The sequence below is a fragment of the Micromonospora sp. DT31 genome, from assembly GCF_049841795.1.
In the GTDB taxonomy this organism is placed as follows: domain Bacteria; phylum Actinomycetota; class Actinomycetes; order Mycobacteriales; family Micromonosporaceae; genus Micromonospora.
Genome location: NZ_JBNCKZ010000003.1, coordinates 387,329 through 403,774, shown reverse-complemented (window position 1 = coordinate 403,774; position 16,446 = coordinate 387,329). Strand labels below are relative to the sequence as shown.

Annotated in this window: 18 protein-coding genes and 1 pseudogene; 12 read left to right on the top strand and 7 right to left on the bottom strand. The window is 69.5% G+C overall.

Annotated elements, in window-relative coordinates; all coding sequences use genetic code 11:
• Positions 1-251 precede the first annotated feature (251 nt).
• Together ACLQ2X_RS08375 and ACLQ2X_RS08370 are read left to right on the top strand one after the other, a co-directional pair.
• A complete protein-coding gene (locus ACLQ2X_RS08375; protein WP_425680385.1) occupies positions 252-923 on the top strand; it encodes an HNH endonuclease family protein in 672 nt (223 codons plus the stop codon).
• 227 nt (positions 924-1,150) lie between these two features.
• The gene (locus ACLQ2X_RS08370; protein WP_425680384.1) at positions 1,151-1,705 is read left to right on the top strand and encodes a hypothetical protein; all 555 of its coding nucleotides are present in this window, start codon (positions 1,151-1,153) and stop codon (positions 1,703-1,705) included.
• A 155-nt stretch (positions 1,706-1,860) separates the two neighbouring features.
• Here the strand turns inward: ACLQ2X_RS08370 and ACLQ2X_RS08365 are convergent, their stop codons facing one another.
• Positions 1,861-2,334 (bottom strand): hypothetical protein, encoded by a 474-nt coding sequence (locus tag ACLQ2X_RS08365; RefSeq protein ID WP_425680383.1) that lies wholly within the window; start codon positions 2,332-2,334, stop codon positions 1,861-1,863.
• Positions 2,335-2,445: 111 nt separating this feature from the next.
• On the opposite strand from ACLQ2X_RS08365, the pseudogene ACLQ2X_RS08360 reads away from it, so the two are divergent.
• Positions 2,446-2,897, top strand: a pseudogene (locus tag ACLQ2X_RS08360) (NUDIX hydrolase).
• Between the two features lie 37 nt (positions 2,898-2,934).
• On the opposite strand, the gene ACLQ2X_RS08355 reads toward ACLQ2X_RS08360, so the two are convergent.
• Entirely contained in the window at positions 2,935-3,630 is a 696-nt protein-coding gene (locus ACLQ2X_RS08355; protein WP_425680382.1) for a response regulator, read from the bottom strand.
• Positions 3,623-4,855, bottom strand: coding sequence for a sensor histidine kinase (locus tag ACLQ2X_RS08350; protein ID WP_425680381.1), 1,233 nt, complete (start codon positions 4,853-4,855; stop codon positions 3,623-3,625). Before ACLQ2X_RS08350 ends, ACLQ2X_RS08355 begins: the two co-directional genes overlap by 8 nt.
• A 131-nt stretch (positions 4,856-4,986) precedes the next feature.
• Here ACLQ2X_RS08350 and ACLQ2X_RS08345 point away from each other — a divergent pair, with 131 nt between their 5' ends.
• Entirely contained in the window at positions 4,987-5,529 is a 543-nt protein-coding gene (locus ACLQ2X_RS08345; protein ID WP_425680380.1) for a hypothetical protein, read from the top strand.
• A 122-nt stretch (positions 5,530-5,651) separates the two neighbouring features.
• Here the strand turns inward: ACLQ2X_RS08345 and ACLQ2X_RS08340 are convergent, their stop codons facing one another.
• Together ACLQ2X_RS08340 and ACLQ2X_RS08335 are read right to left on the bottom strand one after the other, a co-directional pair.
• On the bottom strand, positions 5,652-6,161 hold the full coding sequence (locus ACLQ2X_RS08340; protein ID WP_425680379.1) for a DinB family protein: 510 nt from the start codon (positions 6,159-6,161) through the stop codon (positions 5,652-5,654).
• 78 nt (positions 6,162-6,239) lie between these two features.
• Complete coding sequence (locus ACLQ2X_RS08335) at positions 6,240-7,163, bottom strand: AEC family transporter (RefSeq protein WP_425680378.1); 924 nt, start codon at positions 7,161-7,163, stop codon at positions 6,240-6,242.
• A gap of 465 nt (positions 7,164-7,628) precedes the next feature.
• Here ACLQ2X_RS08335 and ACLQ2X_RS08330 point away from each other — a divergent pair, with 465 nt between their 5' ends.
• From ACLQ2X_RS08330 to ACLQ2X_RS08320, 3 genes are all read left to right on the top strand, one after another.
• Positions 7,629-8,717: a right-handed parallel beta-helix repeat-containing protein gene (locus ACLQ2X_RS08330; RefSeq protein ID WP_425680377.1), complete on the top strand. Its 1,089-nt coding sequence runs from the start codon at positions 7,629-7,631 to the stop codon at positions 8,715-8,717.
• A gap of 238 nt (positions 8,718-8,955) precedes the next feature.
• The gene (locus ACLQ2X_RS08325; RefSeq protein ID WP_425680376.1) at positions 8,956-9,501 is read left to right on the top strand and encodes a PadR family transcriptional regulator; all 546 of its coding nucleotides are present in this window, start codon (positions 8,956-8,958) and stop codon (positions 9,499-9,501) included.
• Between the two features lie 14 nt (positions 9,502-9,515).
• Complete coding sequence (locus ACLQ2X_RS08320; protein WP_425680375.1) at positions 9,516-9,908, top strand: hypothetical protein; 393 nt, start codon at positions 9,516-9,518, stop codon at positions 9,906-9,908.
• Between the two features lie 26 nt (positions 9,909-9,934).
• Here the strand turns inward: ACLQ2X_RS08320 and ACLQ2X_RS08315 are convergent, their stop codons facing one another.
• Complete coding sequence (locus ACLQ2X_RS08315; RefSeq protein ID WP_425680374.1) at positions 9,935-11,029, bottom strand: GNAT family N-acetyltransferase; 1,095 nt, start codon at positions 11,027-11,029, stop codon at positions 9,935-9,937.
• A 56-nt stretch (positions 11,030-11,085) separates the two neighbouring features.
• Between ACLQ2X_RS08315 and ACLQ2X_RS08310 the strand changes: the two genes are divergently transcribed.
• The 3 genes from ACLQ2X_RS08310 (at position 11,086) to ACLQ2X_RS08300 (ending at position 14,595) form a co-directional block, all read left to right on the top strand.
• Positions 11,086-11,535 (top strand): MarR family winged helix-turn-helix transcriptional regulator, encoded by a 450-nt coding sequence (locus ACLQ2X_RS08310; protein ID WP_425680373.1) that lies wholly within the window; start codon positions 11,086-11,088, stop codon positions 11,533-11,535.
• Positions 11,536-11,597: 62 nt separating this feature from the next.
• The gene (locus ACLQ2X_RS08305; RefSeq protein ID WP_425680372.1) at positions 11,598-12,347 is read left to right on the top strand and encodes a class I SAM-dependent methyltransferase; all 750 of its coding nucleotides are present in this window, start codon (positions 11,598-11,600) and stop codon (positions 12,345-12,347) included.
• Between the two features lie 139 nt (positions 12,348-12,486).
• Entirely contained in the window at positions 12,487-14,595 is a 2,109-nt protein-coding gene (locus tag ACLQ2X_RS08300) for an acyltransferase family protein (protein ID WP_425680371.1), read from the top strand.
• A 24-nt stretch (positions 14,596-14,619) separates the two neighbouring features.
• On the opposite strand, the gene ACLQ2X_RS08295 is transcribed toward ACLQ2X_RS08300, so the two are convergent.
• Positions 14,620-15,240 (bottom strand): pyridoxamine 5'-phosphate oxidase family protein, encoded by a 621-nt coding sequence (locus ACLQ2X_RS08295; protein ID WP_425680370.1) that lies wholly within the window; start codon positions 15,238-15,240, stop codon positions 14,620-14,622.
• A 166-nt stretch (positions 15,241-15,406) separates the two neighbouring features.
• Here ACLQ2X_RS08295 and ACLQ2X_RS08290 point away from each other — a divergent pair, with 166 nt between their 5' ends.
• Positions 15,407-15,913, top strand: coding sequence for a DUF2231 domain-containing protein (locus ACLQ2X_RS08290; protein WP_425680369.1), 507 nt, complete (start codon positions 15,407-15,409; stop codon positions 15,911-15,913).
• Positions 15,910-16,446 carry an Hsp20/alpha crystallin family protein gene (locus ACLQ2X_RS08285; RefSeq protein ID WP_425680368.1) on the top strand — a complete coding sequence of 179 codons (537 nt, stop codon included), beginning with the start codon at positions 15,910-15,912 and terminating at the stop codon, positions 16,444-16,446. The genes ACLQ2X_RS08290 and ACLQ2X_RS08285 overlap by 4 nt, the downstream gene beginning before the upstream one ends.

Below are 16,446 nucleotides of genomic sequence, written 5' to 3'. Positions count from 1 at the left end.
CGCACTACCCGCAAACCCCACCCCACCGGGGCCGGGGACCCCCAGGCTCAGGCGCGCCTGAGCCTGGCTGACCAGGCGGGTTGGGGTTTACCTTGACTTGTTGGTTGCCCGAGGGTGGCACAACTCGATCGAGTTCCACCGGCCCACCGAGCTGGTCGACAACTGGGAAGTCGTTCTTTGCAGGGATGACGATCGATTGACATGATCGTCAAGGAGGGTTGCTGTCCCCTCCTTGACGAAAGGCCGCAGCCATGCCGAACGCTCCCGTCACCCCCACCCCGCGTACCAGTCGCCGTGCCGCCGCGATCGCTGTCGCCGCCCTCGCAGGCACCATTCTGGCCGTCGTGAACGGCCCGGCAGCTTCGGCCGCCCCTGCCGGCATCCCGTCCAAGGCGACGGCGCAGTCGCAGCTCAACACCCTGACAGTGGCAGCGCAGGGCTCAATGGCCGGCTACTCGCGGGATCTGTTTCCCCACTGGATCACCATCACCGGCGCCTGCAACACCCGGGAACAGGTCCTCAAGCGTGACGGTACGTCCGTCGTGGTCGACAGCTCCTGTGCCGCCACCTCCGGCCGCTGGTACAGCCCCTACGACGGTGCGACCTGGTACGCCGCCTCCGACGTCGACATCGACCACGTCGTCCCCCTCGCGGAGGCATGGCGCTCCGGAGCCAACTCCTGGACGACGAGCCGCCGGCAGAGCTTCGCCAACGACCTGACCCGCCCACAACTGATCGCGGTCACCGACAACGTCAACCAGGCCAAGGGCGACCAGGACCCCTCAACGTGGCAGCCGCCGCTGACGTCGTACCGCTGCACCTACAGCAAGATGTGGATCACCGTGAAGTACAACTGGGGCCTGACGCTCCAATCCACCGAGAAATCCGCCCTGCAAAGCATGCTCAACGCCTGCGTCTACTAACCCATAGGAGCCGTTGCCGCCCCGCCGTGCGGGCACAGAGGAAAGGTGTCCAGTGGCCCTCCTCTGGGCGCCGAGGCGGCGAAGGCGCGCGAGCCATCGACCCGGCCGTCTCCCTGTCGCGGTTTGCCGGCGGCAGGGCGCGGCCGGCGGAGGGTGCGGGTTTGTCAGCGAGATCCGGGACCGTCCGCCGGCACCATGATGCTGCCGGTTGAGTGATCATGGACAGCGTGAAGGACACGGTCGCCGTCGCGCTGGTCACCTCCCTGTCAACGTTGGCCGCAGCCAGCATCACTGGGCTGATTGGTGTTGGGGCCTCCCGTCTCCAGGTCGCCAGCCAGCTAGCCACCGCTCGTGAGGAGCGGGCGGAGCAGCGGGCAACGTTGACGGCCCAGCTTCGCCGAGACGCGTACGTCGGCTTCCTGAGTGCCTGTGACAGGGCCTATCGACGACTCGACGGGCACTGGCAGCAGGGAAACCACGAGGCGATCCGGAAGATCCGCAGTGAGACGTACCAAGCGCTGCGGAGTCTTGATGAGGCGTACAACATCGTTCTGCTTGAAGGGCCAGGAGAAGTCGCTCGGGCTGCGCAGTCCGTGACCGCGAGCGTCAACGAGGAGCACCGTACGCAGCTGCGATTGATCGCTGGAGTTGCTTCCGACTCTGACGGCATCCCTCTGGAATCCCGGTACGGAGGGGAGAGGCGTGCAGCGATCGACGAGCGGACGAAGCGCAGAGACCTCTTCGTCGAAGCGGCTAAGGCTGCGCTGAACCCGACCGGATAGAGCGACGTCACCTGTGCGAGCAAGCCGGCGGCTGTCGGCGGATAGTCACGATGCGGCAATCAGCGCCGGAGGCGCGTCAGGCTGCGGATCAGCGCTCGGCCTCGCCGCCGTGTCCGTCGACACCCGCCGAGCGCCGCATTCCTCGGCAGCGGATGTCAGGGGGATGGGAGCGAACTGGCGGCCACCGCCTCGCGAACTGCGCGCTCGTACTGGTTCCGACGGAACACGAATGGACCGAAGGCTCCGTAGTCGCGCTGCGGACGGTAGGGCTGGGAGAAGCCGCGCCACATCACCGAGCCCTCGGTAGTGATCACCTGGGCTTCCAGAGGCCAGCAGCCGACCTCACCGCAGTCGCAACCGAGGAGGGCGATCACGCCGTTCTGGGACCGGTAGGCGGAGTCCGATCGTCCGGTGAGGTAGGCAGTCAGGTCACCGAAGTTGAAGTGATCGAGAACGATCCCAGCATACGCGCCGGGCACATCGTGGCCAGCGGCATGCTCGAAGCCCGAGACCAGGTCCACCAGGCTCACATTGTCGACGTACGGCAACAACTCGCGTGCCGGGTCGGGACCCTGGTCCCATGGACGGATCTCAAAGCGAACCTTGCGAATCAGCGGCTGAGTTGGCACAAGGCCAAGTCTGCCGCAGGCCGCCGTGTGGCCGTGCAGTCCGCACCTGGTCGAGCGCCCAACCGGCGTGGCCGCACAGCTCACCACTGACGAGCCTAGGGAGAGTCAAGCATGACCATCATCGGCAAGATCGCATGGATCCACCTTGAGAACGGTGCGATCCTCAGCTCCCGATCACGCGGCAAGGACGTCTACTGCATCTCGGGCGGCAAGCGAGAACCAGGCGAAGGCGACATCGACACCCTCGTACGCGAGATCCAGGAAGAACTCAGCGTGACCATCGCCCCCGACACCGCCTACCACGTCGGAACCTTTTATGCCCAAGCCCATGGTCACCCGACGGGACGATGGTCCGCATGACCTGCTACACCGCCGACTAGGAAGGCGTTCTGCAGCCCAACAGCGAGATCGAGGAGATGGTCTGGCTTACCCATGCCGACCGCCACCGGGTCTCCCCGGTCGACCAGATTATCTTCGATCACCTACACGAGACCGCGGCATGCGTTGAAAGACGAGGCCGTCGTGGCGTACCACGACGATCTATACGTCGCTTAGCGCGCTGACACTGCATCCTTCACCTCGCGGTCGAGACCAACAAGGTCACCTCCCGGGTATCACCAAACCGCACTCGTAGGCGCACACGACGAGTTGAGCTCGGTCACGGGCTGCCAGCTTGAACAGCAGCCGGCTCACGTGGGTCTTCACCGTGTTGAGGCTGACCGTAAAGTGATCGGCGATTTCCGCGTTCGACTGGCCCGCCGCGACCTGGACCAGCACCTCACGTTCGCGCTCGGTCAGTTCGTCGAGCCCGTCCGGCGCGGTCACCGACATGTTCCGGCCGGAGTTGCCTCGCACGAACTCCGCGACCAGCCGGGTGGTCACCCGTGGAGTCAGCAGCGCCTCTCCACCGGCGACGATCCGGATAGCGCTGAGCAGGTCCTCCGGCGGTGTGTCCTTGAGGACGAAACCGCTCGCTCCGGCGCGCAGCGCCGCGAAGACGTGCTCGTCCTCCCCGAACGTCGTGACCATCAGTACGCGGGCGTCGATGCTGTCGTCGTCGGCGATGTGCCGGGTGGCTTCGAGGCCGTCCATGACCGGCATGCGGATATCCATGAGCAGGACGTCTGGCCGCAGCGCGCGGCACTGCCGGACCGCCGTGGCACCGTCGGCGGCCTCGCCGACGACCGTGAGCCCCGGCACGGTTTCCAGAAGCACCCGGAATCCGGCTCGTACCAGCGCTTCGTCGTCCACCACCAGAACCCGGATCGGTGCAGGCCCGCCACCGGTCTCAGCCACGGCGCCGCACCCCGCTCCGGTCAGCGTGCTCCGTTGCGTCCTTGGGCGGCAGCGGGAAACAAACACAGACGGCATAGCCGCCGTCCGGACGCGGTCCCGCCGCCACGGTGCCCTCGTACAACGTGACGCGGTTCCGCATTCCGGCCAGGCCGTGCCCGGCACCCGGCCCGGCCCGGCGCGCACCGGCGATCGGAACGTCGTTGAGCACCGAGATGGTCAACCCCCGCGGCCCGCGTTCGACCTCGACGGATGTCGGCACCCGCCCTGCGTGGCGTACCACGTTCGTCAGCGCCTCCTGCACGACGCGATAGGCCGACTCTGCCACCGGTGGCGGTGCACCGGCGTCCGCGGCCAGCGCAAGCGAGATCGGATAGCCGGCGCCGCGCAGATCGTCGACCAACGACCGGATGTGGGCGAGCGTCGGTCGCTCGACGGCCGGGCCGGCTGTCAGCGGATGGCCCGCGCCCACCGGGTAGCCGGGACCATCCCGCAAGGAGTGCAGCACCGCGCGTAACTCGTCCAGAGCGCTCCGGCTGGCGGTCTCGATCGCCGACAGGGCGACCAGCGCCTCGTCCGGCCGCTGCTCGAGCACCATCCGGGCCACACCGGACCGCACCGCGATCATGCTCAGCGTGTGCGACACGATGTCGTGGACGTCGGCTGACACCCGCACTCGTTCCTCGGCGCGGACCCGACGCTCGGCCTCCCGAGCCCGCTCTTCGGCCTCGGTACGCAGCCGGCGTTCCGCCTGCCTGCGGGTACCGAATGCATATCCGATCAACCAGGCGGGAATCGCGAGAACCAGTTCGATCGCGTTCTGCCCGGTGGCCGGATGCAACTGCATCGCGATCACTTCCGCCACGGTGACCAGCCCGACCGCGGCCGCGGCGACTCGCAGCGACATGGCGCGCGGGAGCCGGTCGGCCACGGTCAGCACCGCAATGCCCAGCGCAGGGCCCGCGTTGCTCTGGAACACCGTGAAACCGACATCGGTCAGCGCCGCCACCACGAGGACCAGCGACACCGTGACGAGGACCGGCACCGGGGCCACCCGGCGCACTGACAACGGTACGGCCGCAGCGGCACCGAGCACCACGATCGCCGCCGTGGGGCCATGTCCGGACCCACGGATCAGCACCGGCAGCGTGAACAGCCCGAACGATCCGAGCGCGAGAGCGATGTCGAGCAGATCGGGCGATGGCAAATCGGTCCGGCGCAATCGCATGCGGACCACGTTAGCGAGGTGTATCGATCGCAGCGTCATGCTCCAGAATGACGATGCGACCTCCGAGTGACGTCCCGGATCATGCGGGAGCATGACGCCCGGGCCGGGAGGTCCGGCGGAGCGTAAGGGCCATGACAAACCACCGGCTGCAGTTGTCCCGTCCCGCTGTCATCACCGCGACCGTCTCCGCCATTGCCGGACTGGCCAGCGGCGTCGTGGTCTATCTCAACCGCTCCGAAAAACTTGAACAGCACGTGCCGGGTACCGAGGCGTGGCTTCCGCATCTGGCCGTCCTCGCCGTCGTGGCAATGTGGTTCGTGGTGGCATCCCGCCGGAGTCCGCTCGGCTGGAAAGTGATATTCGCGCCGCTCGGCCGCCCGATCGCGGCCCGGATCACGGCGACGTTCCGGTCCCGCCTCGGCGTGCTGAGTCTGTTGCGCTACCTGGCCGTCGCCTTCCTCGTCCTGCTCGAGGTGTACACGGCCTGGCGCATCGGCGAGCAGGTCTTCGCCGGGCTGGACCCGAACTTCACCAGCAACGCATGGGGCGGTCCGTCCTACCTCGGTGCGATGTTCTGCCACTACCTCGACGGGGCCCTGCTGTACCCGATCTGCCACGCCCTGCTCCGTTGGACCACCGTTGGCGTCACCCACGTACCCGCCGTCGGCTCGTGAGCTTTCAATGACCCAGGTCGCAATTGGTCGAGTGAACGCCTGCGCCAGCGTTCGGGTCGGTGAAACCCCCGCCGCCAGCGGATCCACGTTCGGGTGCCGTGGCATCCGGAAGGAGAGGGTCGCTAACTCACAGCCTCTCCGAGCTGCTCGCGGAGGATGTCGGCGTGACCGCAGTGGCGTGCCAGCTCTCGGATCATGTGCACGTGGATGTAGCGCAGCGACACCGTGCCCAGTCGGCGATGCGGCACGGTGTCGTCCAGCTCGAACTTCGCCGCCAGGCGTCTCGACTGCCGGCAGACGTCCTCGTACTCCGCCACGACGTCCGCGATCGTTTCGGTGGGGTCGACCTCCCAGCTGGCGTCGTCGCCGGTCGAGTTGCCGGCGATCCGTTCCCGCGGCAGCTGGTCCAGCGTGTGGAAGAACCAGTTCCGTTCCACTGCGGCGGCGTGTTTGACGAGGCCGATGAGCGTCGTCAGGGACGGCACGAGCCGTCGCCGGGCCTGCTCTTCCGACAATCCCCGAAGTGCGCCGGCAAGCTCCTCCCGATAGGCATCGAGGAAAGCCTCAAGAACGTCACGCTCCGACGCGGTGCTGACCCGTTCTTCGCTGTCGAGCGGTCGCTGCGCGGTCATAGTGGAACTTTAGGCAACCGCCACGCACGACATGGCCGGCGGGACTCGCCGTGATGCCGGACGAGTGAGCCGACGGGCCTATCCGAGCAGCGCCGCCGCCGCGGCCAGGGTGCCCAGCGACAGCGTCGTGGTCACCACCACCGCCCGGTTGGCCACGGCCTCGCCGACCCCGTACTCCTGGCCGAAGATGAACGTGTTCTGCGCTGTCGGCAGGCCCGCGTACACCACCACGGCGAGTAACTGCGGCGCGGACAGGTGCAGGGCCAGCCCGGCCGCGTACGCGATGACCGGCTGCGCGACGAGCTTCAGCGCGGAGAGCACGGCCAACTCGGCCGGCTCGACCGGCTCGGCCCGCGACGGCGTCGTGCGGTGCAGCGACGCGCCGAGCGCGAGCAGGGCGACCGGAACCGCGGCGCCCGACAGCAGGGTGAGCGACGCGCCGGCCGCCGACGGCAGGTGCAGGCCGGTGGCCGAGGACGCGACCCCGAGCAGCGACGCCAGGATCACCGGGTTGCGTACCGGCAGGGAGGCGATCCGGCGGACCCGTACCCGCCCGGCCGGGTCGCTGTGCCGATCCAGGGCGACCAGGATCACGGGCGTCACCACGAGCACCTGGAGCAGCACCACCTGCGCCAGGAACGACACGTTGCCGAGGACCTGCGTGGCGATCGGGATGCCGAGGTTCGCCGAGTTGACGTACCCGGCAGCCATGCCCCAGATCGGCCGTTCGCCGGGCTCGCGGCCGAACAGCCGGCTCGCGCCGACCCACCCGCACCCGACGACCGTGGCGGTGCTGACCCCGAAGGCGAGCAGCGAGCAGCCGGCGAAACCAGAGAGCGGCATCCGGGACAGGGTGAGGAACAGGGCGGACGGCATCGCGAGATGGAACACGAACCGGCCGAGCACCGACGCCGCCGCCTCGCCCAGCAGCCCCTTACGACAGGCCGCGTACCCGACAGCGGTAAGGATCCAGATCGGTACGAACGCCGACGCCAGGCTCATTCGGGCCTCACCGGCGGGCGGGCGTCGCGCCCGTCTCCACCTGGTCGAGGATGTCATCGACCTGCCGCGCGGTGAGCCCGGCTCCGGCACACTCCGCCGCGCTCGCGCCGGTCCTCAGACGCACCGACGCGTCCACGGTGTGGACCGAGGCGCCGGGCAACCGGGGGTTGTCCGTATGCACATCGATCGGGAAGCCACGCGCTCACCCTCGCATCCCGCCCTGGACCGGGGAAACACCCCGCCCATCCGCAGCCCTCTCGACCGCGGCCGCTCACCTGGCGCCGTGTCCCCGTCGTCACGAGGGCGGCGAGCAGCACCGGCCACACCCTGCCGAGGAGGTGGTCGGTCCCTGACGTACGTGCCTCGCCGGGACGCCACGGACAGGACGCAGAATCGTGCGGTTAGGGCACCCCCATATATCGGTGATGCTGAATAATCGTCCCCACCGATTCATGAGGAGGCGCTATGCGACATTACCCAGCAAGGCGTGGTTTCGCCGTCGTTGTCTGCCTGCTGGCCGGACTGCTGACCGCAGCACCGGCCGCTGCGGCCGACACCCCGTTCACCATCTACGTCGCCACCCATGGTGACGACGGCAACAACGGACTCACCCTCGCGGACGCGGTCGCCACCCTCGACGGCGCGGAGCAGGTGCTGGCGGCCGCCGCCCCGAGCACCGACGTGGAGATCCGGATCGCCCCCGGGGAGTACGTCGCCCCCACCACCTACTGGCATACCCTGGTCGCCGGCCACACGATCAGCTTCCTGCCGCTGGCCTACAACTACAGCGGCAGCCTCCCCCCCGACGGGCGCCCGGTGTTCCGATCCGATGGCACCCCCGGCTACTGGCTGCAGGCGGGCCTGCCCACCGGTCACCCCGGCGGCGACACGAAGCTGCGGTTCTACTACCTCGACATCACCGGTTACGGCGCGGGCGGCTTGGCGATCGTCGGCCCCACGGCCACCGTCGGTGGGCTGAAGCGTCCCGTCGGGAACGGGATGAACGCCAACACGATCTACGGTATGCGGTTTCACCACATGGGCAAGAAGTACTCCACCGACCCGGTCGGCTATGGCGGCCTCATCATGTGGAACTCCCGGAACAACACCATCCGGAACAACCACTTCGAGAATCTGGAGAACCCGGCACCTGACGCGAGGCTTATTCACGGGATCTACCTGTCCAACGGCGCCTCGGACAACCTGATCAGCAACAACGCCTTCCGGTGGATCAGTGGCGGCCCGATGCGGGTGCGCAACGACGCCAACGGCAACCTCGTCCGGGATAACCTCTTCACCCGTACCGGCGAACCCAATGTGGGGTTCTTCTCGGAATGGTCCTGCGACCGGGCCTGCGCGACCACGTACAACCAACCGCCCGAATGCGGCAGCCACGGCAACGTCTTCGAGTACAACACCCTCTACGCCGGCTACGACGGCAAGTGGCAGGCGAGCTGGTCCCGCACACCCGCCGGCGCCGACTACGTCGGGCCCGCCGGGTGCAGCAACGACGGCGAACCGTGGCTGGTGACCCGGGGCAACGTCAGGCCCTGACCGTCGGTTGCGTCCACGGAGGTGGTGTACGACTGGCTCATGAAGCTCAGGTCATCGACCTGGGCTTCGCCGGTTTTCCAAGGCCCAGCTCGTCACCGGGCGGGCCCCGTCACCTCTGGTGTCATCGACGCCGAGACGTTCCCGTCCGGCCGGTTCTGACAGCGGGTCTTGACGCCGCACCACATCACTAGTAGATATATCTACCAGATACGTCGGCGCGGATGGGAGGAGACCGACGATGGCGCGATCGAGTCAGACCGACATGGCCGTGCTCGGTGCGCTGAGCATCGAACCGATGACCGGATACGCGCTGCGGGAGGCGATCCGCGACGTGCTCGGGCACTTCTGGAACGAGAGCTTCGGGCAGATCTATCCGGCACTCGCCGCGTTGGAGCGGCTCGGGTTTGTCGAGCGGAGCGGATCGACCAAGGCCGGCTCGTCGACGTTTGCCATCACCGCATCGGGCACCCGCCATCTCCGTGAGCTGCTCGCCCAGCCGGTCCAGGCCGTGCCCGCCCGCAACGGCCTGCTGCTTCGCTTGTTCTTCGGCCGCACCCTGGGCGTCGAGGCGTGCCGCGCACTCGTCACCGCGGCCGAGGCCGACGCGCAACAGCGCCTGCTGCAGTTCGACGATCTGGCCGTCCAGATCGCCGGCGAGCCCCAGCACGCCGAGGACGCGCCCTTCTGGCAACTCACGATCTCGGCGGGCCGCCACAGCGCCCGGGCGACGATCGCCTGGGCGCAGGAATGCCTCACGGCCCTCGACAACATCGATCCCCCATGACAGGAGTGCGCCTGATGACCGCGACGACAGCGGACGGGGTCGCGGCGACCGCAGCCGCCGCCGGGATGGTCGGCATAGCGCTGTTCCAGCTAGCCATCGCGCTGGGAGCGCCACTGGGGCGAGCCTCCTGGGGCGGTACCCACGTGGGGCCGCTGCCGACAGGGTTGAGAGTCGCAAGCAGTGTGGCGGTCCTCGCCTGGACGTGCGCCGCGCTGATCGTGCTCCGTCGAGGAGGGCTGGGTCTGCTCGCGATACCCGAGACCGTAGCCCGCTGGGGCGTCTGGATCCTCTTTGGACTTCTGCTCCTCAGCGCGCTGGTCAATGTCGCTTCCTCAAGCGCCTGGGAGCGGTACTTCTGGGGGCCGTACGCGTTGATCGTCGGCGGCCTGTGCTTCCTGGCAGCCTGAAGCATCTGAGCCGCACGAGGCGCCTGTCATCCATGTGCCACGGTGCGACACGGTTGCCGGGGCTTGGTGAGGTGGACTGCCCCCTCGGGGATGTCGTCCGCGACGGTGAGGGCGTAGCCGGCGCGTTCGTACAGCTTGATGTTGCGGCTGCTGCGGTGGCCGGTGAACAGTGCGTGGTGCGTGGCGGACTCGGGGGCCTGCCGCTCGGCGTGTGCGAGCAGCCAGCTGCCGATGCCGTTGCCGGACTGGTCGGGGGCGACCATGAGCCGGCCGATCAGCCATCCGCCGTGGTGCGTCCGGGCGCGCACCGCGGCCACCAGGCGGCCGTGCCGGCGTACGCACCACACCTGCCACGTCGACAGTGATTCGCGCAGCTCGTCGAGGGTTTCCCGCAGGGGCGGCAGGTCGAGGGTCTCGTTGGCGAGCGCCTCCTGGACCCAGCAGCACCGCTGGAGCACGAGCAGTTCGGCGAGGTCGTCGGGCTGGGCGAGGGCCAGTCTGAGCCCGTCGACCGGCCCGGCCGTGTCGGTGACCCGGCCGGCGGGTTCGACGCGCAGGGGCCGCAGCGCCGAGGTCACCCGGGTCAGCTCGGCAAGCGTCCGGCGAGCGGCGTCGTCCAGCCCGGCGGACGGCGGAACCTGGCCGTCGCGGGTGCTGTCGGCGATGCGCAGGGCGACGGTGGCGCCGATCGGCACCATCTTCAAGGTGGTCACGACCTGCTTGGCCATCTGCACGGCGCGGGTGCCGGCCGAGGTGTTGCCGTAGCTGACGAACGCCACCGGCTTCCACGCCCACTCGTGGTAGAGGAAGTCGAAGGCGTTCTTCAGCGCCGCCGGCATGCCGTAGTTGTATTCGGGCGTCACCACGACGAACGCGTCGGCCGCGGCGACCCGACGACTCCAGGCCCGGGTGTGCTCGTGGGTGTAGGTGCCGCTGGCCGGGTGCTCGGGCTCGTCGAGCAGTGGCAGGCCGATGTCGGCCAGGTCGGCGGTGTCCACCGTGGCGCCGGCACGGGCCGGAAGGGTCGCCCGGACGAACCAGTCGGCGATCGCCGGGCCCAGCCGCCCGGGGCGGGTGCTCGCGATGATGACCAGGACGCGCGACGGATCATTCGATGACATGTCACAGACCTTAGGCGGCGTGTTGATGACGTGTCAACGAGGTGTAGGGTCGGCTGGTGGACGTCGCCTGGTTGAACGAGGACGAGGAACGGGCATGGCGCGCCTTCCGGCGCCTGCTGATCGCACTGCCGGCACGGCTCAACCGCGATCTCGCCCGCGACTCGGGGCTGTCGCCGGCCGACTACGAGGTGTTGAGCACACTGTCGGAAAAGCCGAACCGCCGCTGGGCGCTCAAGGACCTCGCCGCCAAGATGGAGTGGTCACGCAGCCGGCTGTCGCACCACGCCACGCGGATGCAGGTCCGGGGTCTCGTCGGCAAGGACCCCGACCCGCAGGACGCGCGCGGATGCATCCTGGTTCTGACCGACGAGGGCTTCCGGTTGCTGGAAGAAGCCGCGCCGCACCACCTCGCCTCCGTACGCGCGCGGTTCCTCGACCATCTGAGCCCGGACGAACGCGCGGTGCTGCTCGAGCTGTCGACCCGGATCGCCGACCTGCCGGATTGACGCCCTGGGGCCGACGGCTCCTGCCCCCCGCGGGGGTGCGCGAACGTCTAGGGTCAGCGACCGTGACCAATACGACAGGGCGTCTGGGGCTGGGGCACGGCAGCGCGTTCGGCGACCGGGGAGTGGCGAAACGCCTCGGTGCGCTCGGTCGGCATACGCCCCTGAGCGGCCGGCGGCTGCTGGAGATCGGCTGCGGGGACGGCACCTACACGATGCAACTGGTCGACGCCTTCACGCAGGTCGAGGCGGTCGACATCCAGCGCGAGCGTCTGGAGTTGTTCCGCGACCGGCTCGTCGCCGACCCGGTCGCGGCTCAGAAGATCAACGTGCGTGAGTTGTCGGTGACCGAGCTGGACTACCCGGACGAGAGCTTCGACCTGGTCACCGCGATCGAAGTGGTGGAGCACATCGACGACCTCGACACGGCGCTGCGGCAGGTGCATCGTGTGCTGATCCCGGGCGGCCGGTTCGCGCTCACCACACCCAACCGCTGGTTCCCGTTCGAGTCACACGGCTTCCTGATCCGCGGCAAGCGCTACCGGCCGGCGCGCGGGCCGTTCCTGCCGTGGATCGTGCCGCTGCACCGGCGGCTTGCCGACGCCCGCGCCTTCACCGTCCGTGACCTCAGTCGACGGCTGCGCCGGGCCGGGCTGGAGCCGTTGGCGGTGGAGCACCTCATGCCGCCGTTCGACCGCTCCCGCCTCGGTCAGCGGATCCGGCCGCTGACCGACGCGCTGGAGGGCACGCCGCTGAAGTTCTTCGGCATGGCCCTGGCCGTGGTCGCCGAGCGGCCCACGGCGCCACCCCGGTGAGCAGGAGCGGCGTGATTGTCCGCCCGCCGGCAGAGCCGCTATCGTTCCCTGGCCGCAGCCGTAGAGTTTGAGGACCGCCATGACCTTCCCGCCGTTGACGAAAGTCCCCGCTCGGGAAGGCGCTTCCGGTGAGGGGCCGGTGGCCGCGGTCCCCGGGCACGAACCGGCCCCGGAATCCACACCGAGCCGGTTCCGCGCGGACGTCGCCGGGCTCCGCGCCGTCGCCGTCGGGCTGGTGCTGCTCTACCACGCCGGCCTGCCGTTCGTCCCGGGTGGCTTCGTCGGCGTCGATGTCTTCTTCGTGATCTCCGGCTTCCTCATCACCGGTCAACTGCTCGGCGAGATCGGGCGCACCGGCCGGATCTCCCTGACCGGCTTCTACGCGCGGCGGGCCAAGCGGATCCTGCCCGCCGCGACCGTCGTGCTGGCGGCCACCGCCGTGGCCGTGCGGCTGTTCGTCCCCCGGGGCGAGTGGCAGGCCATCGGCGGTGACATCGCGGCTGCGGCGACATACGTGGTGAACTGGCGGTTCGCCGACCGCGCGGTCGACTACCTGGCGGAAGACGTCGCACCGTCCCCGGTCCAGCACTTCTGGTCGCTCGCCGTGGAGGAGCAGTTCTACCTGATCTGGCCGCTGCTGATCGTCCTGGCGCTGCTCGCGGCGCGGAAGCTGCGGCGGGCGAACGTGCGCCCGGTCCTCTGGGCCGGTCTCGCCGTCCTGGCGGTGCCGTCGTTCACCTGGTCGATCCTGGAGACGGCGAACTCGCCGGAGCGGGCGTTCTTCGTCTCCACCACCCGGTTGTGGGAGCTCGGGGTGGGCGCGGCCGTCGCCCTGCTGGCGACCGCCGCCGCGCGCATGCGCCGGTCGGTGGCGGTTGCGCTCGGGTGGCTCGGCCTCGTCGCGATCGTGGCGTCGGCGTTGTTGGTGAGCGCGAAGACCGCCTGGCCCGGCTACGCCGCCGCGTTGCCCACGCTCGGTGCCGCCGCGGTGATCGCGGCCGGCGCCGCCGCCGGCTCCCGGGGCCCGGTGCTGCTCCTCGGCACGCGGCCCTTCCGCTGGGTCGGTGACCTGTCGTACTCCCTGTACCTGTGGCACTGGCCGATGCTCGTGGTGGCCGCCGCGCACTGGGGTGACCTGTCGCTGACCGAGGGCGTGGTGGTGGCACTGGCCTCGGTGGTGCCCGCCTGGCTCACGTTCCGACTGGTGGAGAACCCGCTGCGGTACTCGCGGAAGATCTCCACCTCACCGCGGCTGGCGTTGAGCCTGGGCGGCAACTTCACCCTGGCCGGCATCTGCGCCGGCCTCGTCCTGGTGCTGATGGGCGCATGGGCGGCCGCCGCGACCACGACCAGGGCCCGGTACGCCCCCGGCGCGGCGCTGCTGTCGACCACGCCCGGCACCGCGCCGATCGGTCCGGTCCCGGAACGGTTCGACGTGATCACCCCGGACCCGTTGCAGATCCGGCAGGGGTTCATGGACGTGCCGGACACCAACCGGGACAAGTGTTTCCAGCAGGTCGCCGGGGCGGAGGTGCTGACCTGCACCTACGGCAACCCGAACGGGGCCACCACTGTCGCGCTGGTCGGCGACTCGAAGATGGACCAGTGGCTGCCGGCGTTCCAGGTGCTCGCCGCGCAGAACGACTGGAAGCTGGTGATCTCCGCCAAGGCGGCGTGCGCGTTCACCAGCGCCACCGTCGTGAAGGGCGACGGAACCCCCTACCCGGACTGCGTGGCGTGGAACAAGGCTCTGTTGAAAAGACTTGTCGAGGAGCGTCCCGACTACGTCGTCACCTCGCAGTCGGCGTCGACCGCCGTCGGCGGCGGTGACGGGCGAGCGTCGGTGGCCGCGATGGTCGCCGGGGTGCGTTCCTCGTGGAAGAAGCTCGACTCCGTGGGTGTGCAGGTTGTCGTCCTGGCCAACAACCCGCATCCGGGCGCGGCGGTGTCGTGCGCCGACAAGAACCGTAAACGCCTGTCCGCCTGCGCGTTCGACCGCGAGCGCCACGACCAGGACCCGGCCTACCGGATGCAGCGGCAGGCCGTGGCCGGCACACCCCGGGTAAAGATGATCGACCTGTTCGACGCCGTCTGCCCGACCGACAGGTGCCCGGTGGTGTTCGGCAACGTGCTCATCTACCGCGGCGGCTCGCACATCGGCGCGGCCTACGTCAAGACCACCGCCCCGCACCTCGCCCGGGCCCTGACGGACGTGGGCGTGCCGGTGCGCTTCGCACCGGCGAAGTAGCCGCTCCGGGGCGGAGCGTCGGGATCAGCGGTAGAGATTCTCCAGGTAGGCCGGGCCGTAGTGGCGTTCCAGGTCGGCCAGGCTGTCCGGCACGGACTCCACCTCTTTGATCAACCGCGGTCGGTTCGGCAGCACGTCCGGCTGCCAGGTCTCCGGCCGCCACAGTTCGGAGCGGAGGAACGCCTTCGCGCAGTGGTAGAAGATCTGCTCGATCGCGACCTCGACGGCCAGCACCGGCCGGTGACCCTTGACCTCCATGTCGGCGAACCACGGCGCGTCGGCGATCAGCCGGGCCCGGCCGTTGATCCGCAGCGTGTCGGTGCGCCCGGGGATCAGGAAGATCAACCCGACGTGCGGGTTGGCCAGGATGTTGCGGTAACCGTCGGCCCGCCGGTTGCCGGGCCGCTCCGGGATCGCGATGGTGGTGTCGTTGCGCACCAGCGCGAAGCCGGGCGGGTCGCCCTTCGGGGAGACGTCGCAGGTGCCGTCCGCGCCGGCGGTGGCGATCAGGCAGAACGGCGACGCCGCCAGCCACTCCCGGTCGCGTTGGTGCAGCGTACGCCGCTCCTTCGCCACGGCCCGCGACGTCGGTGCGCCGAGCAGGTCGCGCAGCTGCGCCGGATCGGTGATCTCCTGGGTCGTCACGTCTTCCTTCCCCGTCCGTTGACCTTGACGACGGTTCCGGCCCGCGAGCGGCCCGCATCCGCCAGAGTCAGTCTAGGAGCGCGTCAAGCGTCTTTGGTTTGCTCCCGGTGACGGTGGGTAGGGAACGAGACGTTTCGCGTCCGGTACGCGACGGTTGGAGGCCGAGATGGAGAGCCGACTGAAGGTGCTCGGCCATCCCCTGCATCCGATGCTGGTGATGTTCCCGGTGGCGCTCCTCGTGACCGCGGTGATCTTCGATGTGGTGGACACCGTGGGCGGGCCCGACTTCCTCGCCGAGGTCGCGTACTGGAACATCACGGTCGGCCTGGTCGGCGGCCTGCTGGCCGCGGTGGCCGGCGCGTTCGACCTGCTCGCCCTGCCGACCGGCACCCGTGCCAAGCGGGTCGGGCTCACCCACGCCGCCGCCAACGTCGCGGTGATCCTGCTCTTCGCCGCGGTCTGGGCGGTGCGGCTCAACGCCGACTCGCGGGCCGCCGGAGGCGCCCTCATCGCCATCGAGCTGGTCGCCGTGGCGATCCTCGGCATCGGCGCCTGGCTCGGCGGGGAACTGGTGGACCGGCTCGGCGTGGGCGTCGACCCGGAGCACGACCTCAACGCGTCCAGCTCACTGCGACCCTCGTCGGCCACCCAACGGATCGGAGACGTGCGATGACGGAACAGCCCGGCGGACGGGGCTGGCGGGGCCGCCAGCAGGGCTGGGACCCGATGGGCGAGCTGCAGTCCCTGCGCTCCGAGCTGAGCCGGCTCGTCGGCGGGCGCTCCGGCACGCCGGACGTGGACCTGGTCGAGGTGGCCGACGGCTGGGAGGTGGTGGTCCGGCTGCCCGGCGTGGCGCCGGAAGAGGTGGCCGTCGAGGTGGACGACCGGGAACTGTGCGTACGGGCCCGGTCGGAGGCCGAGGTCAACGCCGAGCAGGGCATCCCCGGCGGGTTCACCACACGTGGTTTCGAATACCGCGTCGACCTCCCGTCGCGGGTGGACCCGGACGGGATCGACGCGGTGATGGACCACGGCCTGCTGCGGGTACACCTGCCCCGCGCGCACCGGCCGGCACCGCGCACCATCACCGTCGGCCGCACCGGCCCGCGCACCGGCGCCGACCGTACGCCGATGCCGGCCGACCCGGCCACGGACCGGGAACTGCACCACCCGGACACCACGCCCGACCAGATCGACCGGCCGTAG

Excerpts from the sequence above, each read along its gene's own strand:
- ACLQ2X_RS08375 (WP_425680385.1), top strand. The coding sequence starts at position 252 with ATGCCGAACGCTCCCGTCACCCCCACCCCGCGTACCAGTCGCCGTGCC.
- ACLQ2X_RS08350 (WP_425680381.1), bottom strand. The coding sequence starts at position 4,855 with ATGCGATTGCGCCGGACCGATTTGCCATCGCCCGATCTGCTCGACATC.
- ACLQ2X_RS08345 (WP_425680380.1), top strand. The coding sequence starts at position 4,987 with ATGACAAACCACCGGCTGCAGTTGTCCCGTCCCGCTGTCATCACCGCG.
- ACLQ2X_RS08340 (WP_425680379.1), bottom strand. The coding sequence starts at position 6,161 with ATGACCGCGCAGCGACCGCTCGACAGCGAAGAACGGGTCAGCACCGCG.
- ACLQ2X_RS08335 (WP_425680378.1), bottom strand. The coding sequence starts at position 7,163 with ATGAGCCTGGCGTCGGCGTTCGTACCGATCTGGATCCTTACCGCTGTC.
- ACLQ2X_RS08330 (WP_425680377.1), top strand. The coding sequence starts at position 7,629 with ATGCGACATTACCCAGCAAGGCGTGGTTTCGCCGTCGTTGTCTGCCTG.
- ACLQ2X_RS08325 (WP_425680376.1), top strand. The coding sequence starts at position 8,956 with ATGGCGCGATCGAGTCAGACCGACATGGCCGTGCTCGGTGCGCTGAGC.
- ACLQ2X_RS08320 (WP_425680375.1), top strand. The coding sequence starts at position 9,516 with ATGACCGCGACGACAGCGGACGGGGTCGCGGCGACCGCAGCCGCCGCC.
- ACLQ2X_RS08315 (WP_425680374.1), bottom strand. The coding sequence starts at position 11,029 with ATGTCATCGAATGATCCGTCGCGCGTCCTGGTCATCATCGCGAGCACC.
- ACLQ2X_RS08290 (WP_425680369.1), top strand. The coding sequence starts at position 15,407 with ATGGAGAGCCGACTGAAGGTGCTCGGCCATCCCCTGCATCCGATGCTG.
- ACLQ2X_RS08285 (WP_425680368.1), top strand. The coding sequence starts at position 15,910 with ATGACGGAACAGCCCGGCGGACGGGGCTGGCGGGGCCGCCAGCAGGGC.